Genomic DNA, 13315 nt, shown 5'->3' with positions numbered 1-13315 from the left:
TCAGACCCCCGCGGCCATCGCCTCGAGCACGGACTCGCGGGTCGGCTGACGCAGCTCGCGCACCACCTTGCCGTCGGCGAGGAAGACCACGCGGTCGGTGTAGGCCGCCGCCACCGGGTCGTGGGTCACCATCACCACGGTCTGGCCGTGCTCGTCGACGCTGCGCCGGAGGAGGTCGAGCACCTCGGCGCCGGACTGGCTGTCGAGGTTGCCGGTCGGCTCGTCGGCGAAGACGATCGTGGGCCGGCTCACCAGCGCGCGCGCGACGGCGACTCGCTGCTGCTGGCCGCCGGACAGCTCGTTGGGCTTGTGGGTCAACCGGTCACGCAGGTTGACGGTGTCGATGACGCTGTCGTACCAGGCGGCGTCGGGCTTGCGCCCCGCGATGGCGAGCGGCAGCACGATGTTCTCCCCCGCGGTCAGCGTCGGCACGAGGTTGAACGACTGGAAGACGAAGCCGATCTCGTCTCGGCGCAACCGGGTCAGCGCCTTGTCCTTGAGCCGGGTCAGGCCGTGCTCGCCGATGTGCACCGACCCGGAGTCGGCCGTGTCGAGCGCCGCGCAGCAGTGCATCAGGGTCGACTTGCCCGAGCCGCTCGGACCCATGACGGCGGTGAACTCCCCCGCGTAGAGGTCGAGGGTCACGCCGTCGAGCGCGCGCACCATCGCGTCGCCCGTCCCGTAGGTCTTGGTCAGGTCGACCACCCGCGCCGCAGGGGTGCGCTCCCTCGTCCCGTCACTGGTCATGTGGACACTCTCCCAACTCGCACCGACAACCAGCCACCGGGTTCACCCTGGTCCAACCCTTGGTATGGCCGGGCTGCAGCTCCTGGTCATTCGAACAGGTGTTCGGTATCCTCGACGGGGTGGACTACCAGGGCTCACTCTTCGACTCGCCCGTGCTGGACCGGCGCCTCGACGCCGCCTCGCTGGCCGGCACCACCCGGACCCCGCTCGATCGGGGCGCCTGGGTCGACGTACGCCGCGACTGGCTGGCCGACGCCGACGGGGTCTTCTCGACGATGGTCGCCGAGGTGCCGTGGCGTGCCGAGCGCAGGCAGATGTACGACCGGGTCGTCGACGTCCCCCGTCTCGTCTGCATGTACGCCGTGGGCGAGGAGCTCCCGCACCCGACGCTCGAGCTCGCCCGCGACGCGCTGTCGGAGCACTACCGCGGGGAGCTGCGGGAGCCGTTCGTCACCGCGGGCTGCTGCTTCTACCGCGACGGCCGCGACTCGGTCGCCTGGCACGGCGACCGCATCGGTCGCGGCGAGCGCAAGGACACCATGGTCGCGATCGTCTCCCTCGGCGATCCGCGCCGCCTGGCGCTGCGGCCTCGCGGTGGCGGCGCCTCGATCTCCTTCACCATGGGCCACGGCGACCTGCTCGTCATGGGCGGTTCCTGCCAGCGCACGTGGGAGCACGCGGTCCCCAAGGTCGCCTCGGCAGGTCCTCGGATCAGCGTGCAGTTCCGGCCACTGAACGTCTTCTAGCCACGGGGGGACTCGGCGCGCACCTCGCTGTCTCGTGACGGTTGCCGGCGCAACCTCGAGACCCCCCACGGCTAGAAGCTGACCGTCGGCGGGACTTCCTGGCCGGCGGGGGCCTCGTAGAACTCGCGCTGCTTGACGCCGGCGATGCCGGTGAAGAGCAGCCAGGGCAGCGTGCGCACGAGGGTGTTCAGCTTGGCCACGGCGTCGTTGTAGTACTGGCGCGCGAAGGACAGCTGGTTCTCGGTGTCGGCGAGCTGGCGCTGCAGGTCGAGGAAGTTCTCGTTGGCCTGGAGGTCGGGATAGGCCTCGGCCACGGCGTTCAGGTTGATGAGCGCCTGCTGCATCGCGGCGTCCGCCTCGGCCTTGGCGTGCACGTCGTCCCCTGCGGCGGCGGCCTGGAGACCGGCCCGCGCGCGGGTGACCTCCTCGAAGACCGACTTCTCGTGGGCGGCGTACCCCTTGACCGTGTTGACCAGGTTGGGGATCAGGTCGGCGCGACGGGTCAGCTGCACGTCGATGCCGCCGAGTGCCTCCTCGGCCCCGACGTCGGCGGTACGCAGCTTGTTGAAGCCGACCACCGCGAATCCCGCGAGTGCGACGAGCACCGCGATGACGATGACTGCGGTCATGAGAGACCTCTCCTCTTGTTGTGAACCATTGGCCCGTCCGCTCTGCTCACCAGGATCCCCCGCCGCCGCCGCCACCGCCGCCGCCTCCGGAGAAGCCGCCGCCACCGCCGCCGCTGGACGACGACCGTTGGGTGGCTTCGTAGGAGCTGATGGCGGAGTTCAGCGTGCTCGAGAAGTCCCCGAGCATCTGGGAGACGTGGTTGGAGGTGTGGGCGCCGTAGTAGCCGGTGCCGAGGTACGTCGGGACGGGCGGCTCGACGCCCATCTCGGTGCGGTACTTGGCCGCCCACTCGTCCGCGCAGTCGAGCGCGATCGCCCAGGGGATGTAGGCGGTGTAGAGCTCCTGGCGTCCGGAGAAGTCGAACCTCTCCTTGCTCGACGGCGTCGACAGCACCCGGTGGAAGCCGCCGATGCGCGACCACAGGTCACGGCCCTTGGCGGTGCGCTTGGTGCCCGAGCCGCGCCGGAGCAGAGGTGCGGCGAACACCGCGAAGACGCCCGGGACCAGGGCGAGCACGCTCATCTTGAACGGGTTGAACAGCGCGAGCAGCACGGCGAGGCCGAACGCGACGAGCACGACGATCCCCCCGGCGCCGGCGAGCCCGCTGGTGACCATGAGCCCCTCCTGACGGGCCCACGACTTGGTGCTCGACTCGAAAGAGGAGAGCTCCGACTGCAGCACCTTGCCCGTGCTCACGTCGCTGGGCAGCGCCACGAACGTGCCGCCCTCGCCGGGCAGCAGGCGTGCGACCCGGTTGGTGATCTTGTCGAGACGGGCCCAGCCCTTCGGGCCCTGCTGGTCGGTGACGGTCCAGGCGCCCTGGTTGCGCTCGAGCTTCACGGCGCCGCGCTCCGCGGCGTACATCATCGTGGCGACGTAGTCCTCACGGTCGGACACCTCGGTGAAGATGTACGCCGCCTGGGCGGGCCCGAGCCCCTCGGGCGGCGCGTACATCAGCGGGAAGGGCGGCGTCGGCTCGTAGGACGAGCGCGCGGCCCGCCAGCCGACGAGCGCGAAGAGCGCGACGGCACCGGCCACGAACGGCAGCAGCCAGACGCTGGGGCCGAAGACGGGGTCGAAGCGCGGCGTCCACGGACGCGGGTCGCCCGGGTCGGGCGTGGCCATGTCGAGCCCGGCGCGGACCGTCACCGGCGTGCGCGCCGGGAGCGGCCCGGTCGTCACGGTCAGCGTGGTCCCGTCGACCGAGGCCTCACAACCCTCGGTCTGCCCGACCCCGACGGCGCACTCGACGTCCTGCGGGGCGACCGGCAGGTGCACCACGAGGTGCGACTCCTCGATGGCTTGTTGCCAGCCACCGGGCACGAGGTCCCAGTAGAGCTGGGTCGGCAGGTCTCCGCTGCCCGGCTGCAGCACCCCGTCGATGGTGTAGTCGATGGTGTAGCGATGGTTGCCCGGCTCGAGGGTGACCTCCTCGCGCCCGATGCGGGCGACCCGGTAGCGGGTGCCGTCGCGGGTGACGTCGAGCCCGTCCTCACCGCCGTCGCGGGTCACCTCGATGTCGTGGGGGATGTGCCGCACGTGCGGGTCGCTCTGGTCGATCACGTCCCAGAACCGGAAGATGCCGTGCTTGCCGGAGTAGGGGAAGTAGACGTCGAGCGTCTCTTTGGCGGTCAGGTCACCGTCCTCGTCGATCGTGAGCTCGGCGTCGTAGTCGGTGATCGTGGTCTCTTCGTACGTCGTCGACTCGGTGCCGAGGTCGAGCCCGAACCACGCCGCGGGCAGGAAGACCAGTCCGGTGAGCAGGCCGAGGCCGAGGAGATAGCCCACCAGCCTCTTCACGGCTCGGAGACTAGCGGCGCGCGGCTCTCCGGGTCAGTCAATCGCCGGAGCGGGCTGGACCGGTGTCCCCGATCGCCGTGGTCACGAGACCTTCGTCAGAACAGGATGACGAGCAGCACCACGATCACGACGAGGGCGACGACCGCCTGCTTCCAGTAGGTCTTGGCGAGGATCGGCAGGACGGCGGCGCCGAGGTCGAGCGCGTCGTCGTTCTTGCGCGGCGGCGGCGCGGCAGCAGGAGGAGGAGCCGCAGCCGGAGGGGCGGCAGCCGGAGCCGGAGGTGGCACCTCGGCAGCCGGGGCCTCGCTGGTGGCGTCGAGCTCGGCGACGGCAGCCGCCTCGGACGTGACCGCCTCTTCCGTGTCCGCGGGCGGCACCGCTGGGGCTTCTCCCCCGAGCCGCTCCTCGAGGCAGGCGACGAACTGCCCGAGGAGCTTGTCGGAGACGTCCTGCATCACGCCCCGGCCGAACTGCGCCGGCTTGCCGGTGATCGCCAGGTCGGTGACGACCTCGACGTCGGTCCCCGCAGCAGCGTTGGACGCCATCGTCAGCGTCACCTTCGCCCCGGCGGTGCCGTTGCCGCGCTTGTCCTTGCCCTTGGCGTCGACGACGAACCGGTGCAGGTTCTCGTCCTTCTCCACGAAGGTGCCGGTGCCGTTGTAGACCAGCGCGATCGGCCCGAGCTTGACCTTCACCGAGCCGGCGAACGAGTCGCCGTCGGCCGAGGTGACCTGGGCGCCGGGGAAGCACTCGGCGACAGAGGCGATGTCGTTGAAGTGCGCCCAGGTCTCGTCGACGCCGACGGGGACGGTGAAGCGATGGGTGAGATCCACAGGCTCAGACGCCTCCCTCAAACATGGGCTGCCTTGAGGACCGCGCGCCTGGTGAGCACGCCCGCGAGGTGCCGCCGGTAGTCGGCGTTGCCGTTGAGGTCGCTCGGCGGGTTGGTGCCCTCAGTGGCGCGGTCGCACGCAGCCTGCACGCCGGACTCGGTCGCCTCCGCGCCCGCCAGGCCGGCCTCGACGCCGCGCGCCCGGATCGGCGTGGACCCCATGTTGGTCAGGCCGATCCGTGCGTCGGAGATGGTCGAGCCGTCGCTCTTCACGGCGGCCGCGACGCCGACGATCGACCACTGGTGGGCGATCCGGACGAACTTCTCGTAGTGGGCGCCCCAACCGGTGTGCTTGGGGATCCGCACCTCGGTCAGGATCTCGTCCTCGCCGATCGCGGTCTCGAAGATGTCGACGAAGAAGTCGTCGGCCGAGACCGTGCGGGTGCCGCCGGACCCCGCGATCACGAAGTCGGCGCCCAGGGCCGCGACGGGTGCTCCCAGGTCGCCGGCGGGGTCGGCGTGCGCGAGCGCCCCGCCGAAGGTCCCGCGGTGCCGGATCTGCGCGTCGGCGAGGTCGTGGACGGCGCGGGCGACCAGCAGGGCGTGCTCGTTGACCAACGGGTCGTGGAGCACCTCGTGGTGCGTGGTCATCGCTCCGATCACGATCGCGTCGCCGTCGTCGCGTACGCCGCGCAGCGACTCGATCTTGCCGAGGTCGATGACCAGCTCCGGCGCGTTGAGGCGCATCCGCAGCACCGGCAGCAGCGACTGCCCGCCCGCCATGATCTTCGCGTCGTCGCCGGCCTCGGCCAGGGCGGACAGGGCATCCTCGACCGACGTCGGAGCGACGTAGTCGAACCGGGTGGGGATCACTGCTGGCCTCCCTCGGCCTCGAAGTGCGGTTGGGCGTCCTCGACCGTCGGGGCCCCGGAGCCCGCCCCTTGGATGGCTGTCCACACGCGTTCGGGCGTGCACGGCATCAGGATGTCGTTCACCCCGAAGTGCCGCACGGCGTCGACGACCGCGTTCACGACCGCCGGCGTCGACGCGATGGTGCCGGCCTCGCCGACGCCCTTCGTGCCCAGCGTGTTGGTGGTCGACGGGGACGTCGTGTGGTCGATCTCGAAGCTGATCGTGTCGGCCGCGGTCGGCAGCAGGTAGTCGACGAAGGAGCCGCTGACCAGGGTCCCGGACTCGTCGTACACCGCCTCCTCCCACAGCGCCTGCGAGATGCCCTGCACCAGGCCACCGTGCACCTGCCCCGACACGATGAGCGGGTTGATGATGTTGCCGATGTCGTCCACGCAGACGTACTTGCGCAGCGTCACCTGACCGGTCTCGGTGTCGACCTCCGCGGCACACAGGTGCGTCCCGTGCGGGAACGAGAAGTCGACCGGGTCGTAGGTCGACTCGGCGTCGATGCCCGGCTCCATGCCCTCCGGGTAGTTGTGCGCCGCGAAGGTCGCCAACGCGACCTCGGCGATGCCGATGCCCTGGTCGGTGCCGCGCACGGTGTACCGGCCGTTGGCGAACTCCAGGTCGTCGGCGCTGGCCTCCAGGAGGTGCGCCGCCAGGGGCTTGGCCTTCTCGATGACCTTGTCGGCCGCGAGCACCAGGGCCTCGCCGCCCACCACGAGCGACCGCGAGCCGTAGGTGTCGAGGCCCTTGTGCGACACCTGCGTGTCGCCGTGCAGGATCTCGACGTCCTCGAAGGGCACGCCCAGCCGGTCGGCGATGATCTGGCTGAACGCCGTCTCGTGGCCTTGCCCGTGGGCGCTCGTGCCGGTGATCACCTCGACCTTGCCCGTCGGCAGCATCCGGACGGTGGCGTGCTCCCAGCCGCCGGCGCCGTAGTTGAGCTGACCGAGCACCCGGCTGGGGGCCAGACCGCACATCTCGGTGAACGTCGAGATGCCGATGCCCAGCTGCACCTTGTCACCGCGGTCGCGCCGCTCCTTCTGCTCGGCGCGCAGGGCGTCGTACCCGAACATCTCCTTGGCCTTGGCCGTGGCCGCCTCGTAGTTGCCCGAGTCGTAGGTCATGCCGGCGACCGTGGTGAACGGGAACTCGTCGTGCTTGATCCAGTTCATCTCGCGGACCTCGAGAGGGTCCTTGCCGACCTCGGCGGCGAGCTCGTCCATGAGCCGCTCGATGGCGTACGTCGCCTCGGGCCGTCCGGCACCGCGGTAGGCGTCGACCCACGTCTTGTTGGTCAGCACCGGCGTGCAGTTGAACTGGTAGGCGTCGAACTTGTAGATCGCGTTGAACATCCACGCGCCCAGGACGGGCACGCCGCCGCCGATGACGCCGATGTAGGCGCCCATGTCGGCGAGCAGGTCGACCTTGAGGCCGGTGACCCTGCCCTCCTTGGTGGCGCACAGGGTGAGCTTCTGCCACTGGTCGCGGCCGTGGTGGCCCGAGACGAGGGACTCCGAGCGGGTCTCGGTGTACTTGCAGGGCTTGCCGATCCTGCGGGCCACCGCGAAGGTGATCCACTCCTCCGGCGTCGTCTGGAGCTTGCCGCCGAAGCCGCCGCCGACGTCCGGGGCGATGACCCGGATCTTCGACTCGGGCACGCCGGTCGTGGCCGCCAGGAGGAACCGCGTGATGTGCGGGATCTGCGTGGAGGTCCACATGGTGATCTGCTCGCCGGTCGGGTCGACCACCGTCGAGCGCGGCTCCATGAACGCGGGGATCAGGCGCTGCTGGCGGTACTCGCGCTCGATGACGATGCCGCCGGCGCGTGCCTCCTCGATGACCTCGTCGATGCCGCGCGTGCTGCTGCCCTGACCCTGGGAGTCGAGCTGCCAGAACGCGCTCTTGTTGGTGCCGAGGTCCGGGTGCGCCAGCACCCCGTTGTCAGCGTCGGCCTCGGCGGCTTCCTTGAGGTCGAGGGCGGCCGGGAGCAGCTCGTACTCGACGTCGACCAGCTCGGCCGCGTCGCGCGCCTCGGCAGCGGTGCGAGCGACCACGACGGCGACGATCTCGCCGGCGAAGGCCACCCGGTCGACCGCCATGGGCAGGTGGGCCGGGGCGATCTGGTCGGGCGTGATCGGCCAGGCGTTGGCGTTGACGCCCTGGGTGTCGGCCAGGTGCTTGCCGGTGAAGACCTCGTAGATGTTGAGGGACCTGTCGGCCGCCTCGATGTCGATGCTCAGGATCTTCGCGTGGGCGTGGGGGCTGCGGACCATCGCCAGGTGCAGCATGCCCGGGAGGGCCATGTTGTCGGTCCACCGGGTGCGGCCGGTGATGAGGCGCTGGTCCTCCTTGCGACGGCGATCCCGACCAATCTCAGGGCCGCTGTCGGGTGCGACGTCCGGACGGTCGTCGACGGCGGTCATGCGCCCACTCCTGTCTCTTGGCTCTTCTTGAGCTGGGCGGCGTGCAGGACCGACTTCACGATGTTGTGGTAGCCGGTGCAGCGGCAGAGGTTGCCCTCGAGGCCGAGCCGCACCTCCTCCTCGGTGGGGTCGGGGTTCTCGTTGAGGAGGTCGACGGTCTGCATGATCATCCCGGGCGTGCAGTAGCCGCACTGGAGGCCGTGGCACTCGCGGAAGGCCTCCTGGACCGGGTGCAGCGTCCCGTCGTCGTCGGCCAGCCGCTCGATCGTGTCGACGACGGCGCCGTCTGCCTGGACGGCGAGCACGTTGCACGACTTCACCGACCGCCCGTCGAGCAGCACGGTGCAGGCTCCGCAGTTGCTGGTGTCACAACCGATGACGGTTCCGGTCTTCCCGAGCTTCTCCCTCAGGTACTGCACCAGCAGCATCCGGGGCTCGACGTCGTCGGAGACGTTCTCCTGGTCGACGCGCAGGTTGATCCTCGTCATTGACGCACCTCCTGGAATGGCGCAGGCGTCTGCGCCGTGATGCGCGTCACGCTAGGGCGGGCAGGTTGGCGCTTGGTTGGCCCCTGGTCCCGACAGGCCGCTCCCGGTTGTCGAGCCGAGTCGAGGCATCGCTGCTCGACCACTCGGCTGGGGAAATGCCCGATCGGCTATTCCCCTTTCGGCCGACCCGGCGCACACTCGACGGGGGCATGGGGCCTCATCTCGGGGTTATTGCATAGGAACGCTTCGACATGGGACAGCACGACCACGAGGTGGCGGTCTACGAGACCGTCCGCGAGCTGGGCGGGCGCGTGGCGGCCTTCGTGGCCGCAGGGCTCGCGGCCGGCGAACGCAGCCTGATGCTCGCTCGTCCCACGCTGCGCCTCGCGGTCGACGACGCGCTCCTCGCGTCGGGTGTCGACGTCGTCGAGGCCGAGCGGGCCGGCGACTACGTCCCGCTGGACGCGGAGACGACCCTGGCGCGATTCCTCGTCGGGGGCGTGCCCGATGCCGCGCGCTTCATGGCGCTGGCCTCGGAGTCGATGCCCGACGACGGCCGGCCGACCCGCGCGTACGGCGAGATGGTGTCGCTGCTCTGGGAGCGCGGCGACGTGGTGAGCGCGCTCCAGCTCGAAGCGCTCTGGACGGCGTACTCACGCGGCCGCCCGATCTCCATCATGTGCTCCTACCCCGTCGCCGCGGTCTCGCAGGCTGACCTCGGTGACGTGGCCCGGCTCTGCGAGCTGCACACCGACGTCGCGTACGCCGGCGACTACGCGCTGACCGAGCTGACCACCAGCTCCTCCGACGCCGCGTCGGGCGTGCTCGTGCCGGTGCCCGCGGCCGTCGCGGCCGCCCGGCACTTCGTGGTCGACGTGCTCCGCTCGTGGGGCCGACGCGACCTCACCGCCGATGCCGCCCTCGTCATCTCCGAGCTCGCCACCAACGCCGTCACCCACGGCGGGTCCCCCTTCCGCGCGCTCGTGCACCGCGAGCAGGACACCGTCCGGGTCTCCATCGAGGACGTCGCGCCCAGCTGGCCCGAGCGCCAGGACGCGCTGCCCACCGACCTCGACGGCCGCGGGCTCGCCATCGTCGAGGCCGTCGCCACCCGCTGCGGCTGCTCGGTGTCTCCCCAGGGGAAGGTGGCCTGGGCCGAGCTGTCGGCGTGACCTTGACAGGACCACGCCTGAGTGATGGGTTGGCGACTTTAGTCACCCCAGCTCCACTCTTGCCATGGAGGCACTCGTGAACACCCTCGTGAGGCGGTCCCTGACCGCGCTCCTGACGCTCGCCGCGCTGACCACCGTCAGCGCTCCGGCGCAGGCCATCAACTACGGCGTCGACGACGACGGGGCACACCCCTACGTCGTCCTCGTCGCCATGTTCGACGCCGATGACGAGTACATCGGCCGCTGCAGCGGCTCGCTCCTCGCCGCCGACGTCGTGCTGACCGCGGCGCACTGCACGGACGGCGCGGAGTACGCCCGCATCTTCCTCGAGGAGAACCTCGAGGGCGTCGCCTTCGCCACCTCGGACCTGTACGACGCCACCGGCGAGCCGCACGCGATGCCCGGCTGGACCGGCGCGCTCACCACGCCCGACACCCACGACCTCGGCATCTACACGCTGGACACCGAGCTCGTGGTCGAGCGCTACGCCACGGTCGCCCCGCTCCGCACCCTCGACGAGCTCGCCACCAAGCGTGGCACCCGCGACACGTACTTCACGACGGTCGGCTACGGCCTGCAGCAGCGCAAGCCCTACCTCGTCAACCAGCCGAAGCGGATGTACGCCGTCAGCGACCTGATCAACCTGCGCAGCAACCTCGTCGACGGCGTCGGCCTGCAGACGACCAACAACCCCGGCGACGGCCGCGGAGGCAACTGCTCCGGCGACTCGGGCGGCCCGATCCTGTGGCAGGACTCCGACGTGATCGTCGCCGTCAACAGCTTCGGGCTCAACAACACCTGCAAGGGCAACGACTTCGCCTACCGCGTCGACACGGAGGCCGCGCAGGCGTTCATCCTGCCGTTCCTGGCCTAGTCGGGCCGCGGTCGCCCGGGCCGGTCAGGTCCGGGCGGCTGCGAGCCGGCCCTTGAGCAACGGCTTGGCCGGGTGCGCGTGCTCGCCGAGCGCGGCGAGGCAGACCTCGACCACCTCGATGTCGTACGGCGCCCGCTCGCTGTAGGCCAGCACGGCGTCGGGGCGCGGGTCGGCCAGCAGCGCCTCGCGCAGCGCGACGGCGACGTAGTCGGCCAGCTCGGTGAGCGCCGGCGAGTTGGTGCCGGGCAGCAGGTCGCCGCCGTACGCCGCCACGGCCGCGCCCACGTCGCCGTGCCGCAGCAGCGTGAGCACCTGGTCGACATCCGTCGCGACGGGCAGCAGCAGGCGGTACGGGCGGGAGGCGAGCTGCCCACCGACGGCGCTGCGCAGGTGGGACACCTCGGCCTTGAGCGTCGAGAAGGTGACGGCCTGGTCGCCGTAGACGAGCGCGTGCAGCTGCTCCAGCGACAGGCCCTCGGGGTGCAGGGCCAGGAGCGCCAGGATCTCGGTCTGCCGACGGTTCAGGAGCAGCCGCTGCCCGTCGAGCCACGACTCGGCGGTGCCGAGCAGGGTCATCGTGAGACCGGGGGCCGGCTGGGGCGCCTCGCCAGCAGGGTCGGCGTACCAGCCCGAGCGCGGCATGGCCGTCTCGATCATCCGCGCCATCATCCGCGCGGTCGCGAGGCCGATGGGGTGGCTCCGGTCCCAGGTGGTCGAGAGGTCGAGGACGCCGATCGGCTGACCGCTCGCCGGGTCGATCACGGGGGCCGCCCAGCACACCCAGTTGTGCACGATCGAGGCGTAGTGCTCGGCGCTGAAGACCATCGACGGGGTGCCCTGCCGCATGGCGATGGCCAGGGCGTTGGTGCCGACGCTGGCCTCGTCCCAGCGGCCGCCCGCCACGAAGTTGACCGTCTCGGCCTTGCGCCGCATCACCCGGCCGCCGTACGTCCACAGGATCCGGGTGTCCGCGTCGGTGACCGCGATGACGAGGTCGCCGTCCTCGGCGGTACGCCGCAGCTCGTCCTCGACCGCGGCGACCGCGTGCTGGAGCGGGGACCCGCGCCACACCTCCGCGGTGTCGCTCTCGTCGGCGAGCGGGGCGCTGCTGACGTCGGGGGTGACGGCCTGCTGCGAGAGCTCCCAGCTGCGCAGGATCTCCGGGCGCACCAAGTCACTTGCTCGGTCACCCTGCTCGACGAAGGCCGCCCACGCGCGCGCAGCGGCGACCCGACGGTCCTGCAGATCTCGGTCGTGCGGTTTCATCGTGCTCCGGCCCACTGTCGTAGTGACGGTGGTCACGGTACCGCCCGGTGCCGAAGAGACCAGAGGGTCAGGGATTCTGGACGAAGCGTGGTCGGCGTCCACCCGCAGGCCGTAGCGCGCGTGACGCGACGAAGCCCCCGGTCCGGCGCCGGAGGGCGCCGGCCGGGGGCCGCGTTCGGTGCTGCGTCAGGTGCGGCGGATCAGCCGATCCAGACGACCTTGCCCCTGGGCGAGGAGCCGGGCTCGAGCCCGGTCAACGCGTTGGTCGTGGCGTAGAGACCGTCCTCGGTCCACTCGACCGCCGCGGTGAGCTTGGACGAGTAGTAGGGCTTCGCGACGCTCTTGCCCTTCTTGATGCGCGAGATCGTCCCCGGGAACAGCTGGGAGACGTAGACGTCACCGTTGTCGGCGACGGCCACGCCCGTGGCGCTGAACAGGTTGTCCGCGAGCAGCTTCACCGCCCCGGTCTTCGGGTTGATCTTGTAGACCTTCGAGAGCGCGCCGGTGCTGCCGTCCTCGGGACCGCCCGTGAGGGTCGAGACGTACAGCTTGCCGTCAGACCCCTTCTCCACGTCAGTGGGCACACCCTCGAGCACGTAGGTGAGGCCCACGGTGCAGTTGGGGAACCCGATGGCCGTCGCGATCTCCTGGGTGATGACGACGGGCACGCCCGGGATCAGGGCGACGGTCTTGATCTTGCCGTTGCCCTTGACCGCGAGGATCGCGTTGGCGCCGGCGTCCGCGACGTACGTCGTCGAGCCGTCGATCGCCGAGCCGTAGGGGTGCGAGTCGACGATGCCGGTGTACTGCGCCGGGGGCGCTTCCGGACCCGTGGGCAGCTGCTGCGCGCAGCCGGGGGTGATCGTCTCGAAGCCGTAGTGCGCACCGGCATCGGGGTTCTTCTCCGCCTCGTAGGCGCCGAGGTCGGCCATCTTGACCGGCTTGCCCGATCCGCCGATGCCCCAGAGGAGCTTCTTCTTGCCCGTGGTGGCGAAGCGCACCGAGCCGTGGTGCTCCGAGACCGCGCCGACCTCCTCGCCCTTCTTGCCCTGGAAGTGCTGCACGGGCTTCTTGCCCGGCGACTTGCTGAACAGCTGACCCGCGAAGTTCTGCGAGTAGTAGACGGTGCCGTCGTCGGACACCGCGAGGCTCAACGGGCTGAGCAGGTTCTTGACGATGGTCTTCGACGAAGGCGCGTCGGCGACCACGGCCGTCGCGGGTGCCGTGGTGGCCCCCGCCGCCACCAGGGCCAAGGTCGCGGCTGCGGCCGCGAGATGCTTGCGGTTCAACGTGGGTACTCCCTTTGGGGTTCTTGTCGGTACGCGCAGGCCGCCGCCTGCGCCACGAGGCACGATGCTGGGTCGGGCGCGGACTGTAAAGAGATTTGGCCAGCGTGTTCTGCTAAAGATCGTCCGGCTT

12 protein-coding genes are annotated in these 13315 nt (G+C 70.6%); 3 read left to right on the top strand and 9 right to left on the bottom strand.

The window, feature by feature from the left end; all coding sequences use genetic code 11:
- On the bottom strand, positions 1 to 747 hold the full coding sequence (locus ABD295_RS13770; protein ID WP_344304328.1) for an ABC transporter ATP-binding protein: 747 nt from the start codon (positions 745 to 747) through the stop codon (positions 1 to 3).
- A gap of 119 nt (positions 748 to 866) precedes the next feature.
- On the opposite strand from ABD295_RS13770, the gene ABD295_RS13765 reads away from it, so the two are divergent.
- Positions 867 to 1493 (top strand): alpha-ketoglutarate-dependent dioxygenase AlkB, encoded by a 627-nt coding sequence (locus tag ABD295_RS13765; RefSeq protein ID WP_425574074.1) that lies wholly within the window; start codon positions 867 to 869, stop codon positions 1491 to 1493.
- 71 nt (positions 1494 to 1564) lie between these two features.
- On the opposite strand, the gene ABD295_RS13760 is transcribed toward ABD295_RS13765, so the two are convergent.
- From ABD295_RS13760 to ABD295_RS13735, 6 genes are all read right to left on the bottom strand, one after another.
- Positions 1565 to 2122 carry a LemA family protein gene (locus ABD295_RS13760; RefSeq protein WP_344304327.1) on the bottom strand — a complete coding sequence of 186 codons (558 nt, stop codon included), beginning with the start codon at positions 2120 to 2122 and terminating at the stop codon, positions 1565 to 1567.
- Between the two features lie 46 nt (positions 2123 to 2168).
- Positions 2169 to 3923 (bottom strand): DUF2207 domain-containing protein, encoded by a 1755-nt coding sequence (locus ABD295_RS13755; RefSeq protein ID WP_344304326.1) that lies wholly within the window; start codon positions 3921 to 3923, stop codon positions 2169 to 2171.
- 95 nt (positions 3924 to 4018) lie between these two features.
- Positions 4019 to 4756 (bottom strand): SRPBCC family protein, encoded by a 738-nt coding sequence (locus ABD295_RS13750; RefSeq protein ID WP_344304325.1) that lies wholly within the window; start codon positions 4754 to 4756, stop codon positions 4019 to 4021.
- A 17-nt stretch (positions 4757 to 4773) separates the two neighbouring features.
- Positions 4774 to 5628 (bottom strand): FAD binding domain-containing protein, encoded by an 855-nt coding sequence (locus ABD295_RS13745; protein WP_344304324.1) that lies wholly within the window; start codon positions 5626 to 5628, stop codon positions 4774 to 4776.
- Entirely contained in the window at positions 5625 to 8096 is a 2472-nt protein-coding gene (locus ABD295_RS13740) for a xanthine dehydrogenase family protein molybdopterin-binding subunit (protein ID WP_344304323.1), read from the bottom strand. The genes ABD295_RS13745 and ABD295_RS13740 overlap by 4 nt, the downstream gene beginning before the upstream one ends.
- Positions 8093 to 8584 (bottom strand): (2Fe-2S)-binding protein, encoded by a 492-nt coding sequence (locus ABD295_RS13735; RefSeq protein ID WP_344304322.1) that lies wholly within the window; start codon positions 8582 to 8584, stop codon positions 8093 to 8095. Before ABD295_RS13735 ends, ABD295_RS13740 begins: the two co-directional genes overlap by 4 nt.
- A gap of 251 nt (positions 8585 to 8835) precedes the next feature.
- Between ABD295_RS13735 and ABD295_RS13730 the strand changes: the two genes are divergently transcribed.
- Together ABD295_RS13730 and ABD295_RS13725 are read left to right on the top strand one after the other, a co-directional pair.
- Positions 8836 to 9756, top strand: a complete 921-nt coding sequence (locus tag ABD295_RS13730) for an MEDS domain-containing protein (RefSeq protein ID WP_344304321.1) — start codon at positions 8836 to 8838, stop codon at positions 9754 to 9756.
- Between the two features lie 64 nt (positions 9757 to 9820).
- Positions 9821 to 10630, top strand: a complete 810-nt coding sequence (locus ABD295_RS13725) for a trypsin-like serine protease (RefSeq protein WP_344304320.1) — start codon at positions 9821 to 9823, stop codon at positions 10628 to 10630.
- 24 nt (positions 10631 to 10654) lie between these two features.
- On the opposite strand, the gene ABD295_RS13720 is transcribed toward ABD295_RS13725, so the two are convergent.
- Positions 10655 to 11800, bottom strand: a complete 1146-nt coding sequence (locus tag ABD295_RS13720) for a transcriptional regulator (protein ID WP_344304319.1) — start codon at positions 11798 to 11800, stop codon at positions 10655 to 10657.
- 296 nt (positions 11801 to 12096) lie between these two features.
- Positions 12097 to 13185 carry a ScyD/ScyE family protein gene (locus tag ABD295_RS13715; protein WP_344304318.1) on the bottom strand — a complete coding sequence of 363 codons (1089 nt, stop codon included), beginning with the start codon at positions 13183 to 13185 and terminating at the stop codon, positions 12097 to 12099.
- Positions 13186 to 13315 lie beyond the last annotated feature (130 nt).

This window comes from Nocardioides bigeumensis (assembly GCF_039531755.1).
Lineage (GTDB): Bacteria > Actinomycetota > Actinomycetes > Propionibacteriales > Nocardioidaceae > Nocardioides > Nocardioides bigeumensis.
The sequence above is the reverse complement of the archived record's forward strand: the minus strand, read 5'-3'. Positions and strand labels throughout refer to the sequence as shown.

Excerpts from the sequence above, each read along its gene's own strand:
- ABD295_RS13735 (WP_344304322.1), bottom strand. The coding sequence starts at position 8,584 with ATGACGAGGATCAACCTGCGCGTCGACCAGGAGAACGTCTCCGACGAC.
- ABD295_RS13760 (WP_344304327.1), bottom strand. The coding sequence starts at position 2,122 with ATGACCGCAGTCATCGTCATCGCGGTGCTCGTCGCACTCGCGGGATTC.
- ABD295_RS13770 (WP_344304328.1), bottom strand. The coding sequence starts at position 747 with ATGACCAGTGACGGGACGAGGGAGCGCACCCCTGCGGCGCGGGTGGTC.
- ABD295_RS13725 (WP_344304320.1), top strand. The coding sequence starts at position 9,821 with ATGGAGGCACTCGTGAACACCCTCGTGAGGCGGTCCCTGACCGCGCTC.
- ABD295_RS13740 (WP_344304323.1), bottom strand. The coding sequence starts at position 8,096 with ATGACCGCCGTCGACGACCGTCCGGACGTCGCACCCGACAGCGGCCCT.
- ABD295_RS13730 (WP_344304321.1), top strand. The coding sequence starts at position 8,836 with ATGGGACAGCACGACCACGAGGTGGCGGTCTACGAGACCGTCCGCGAG.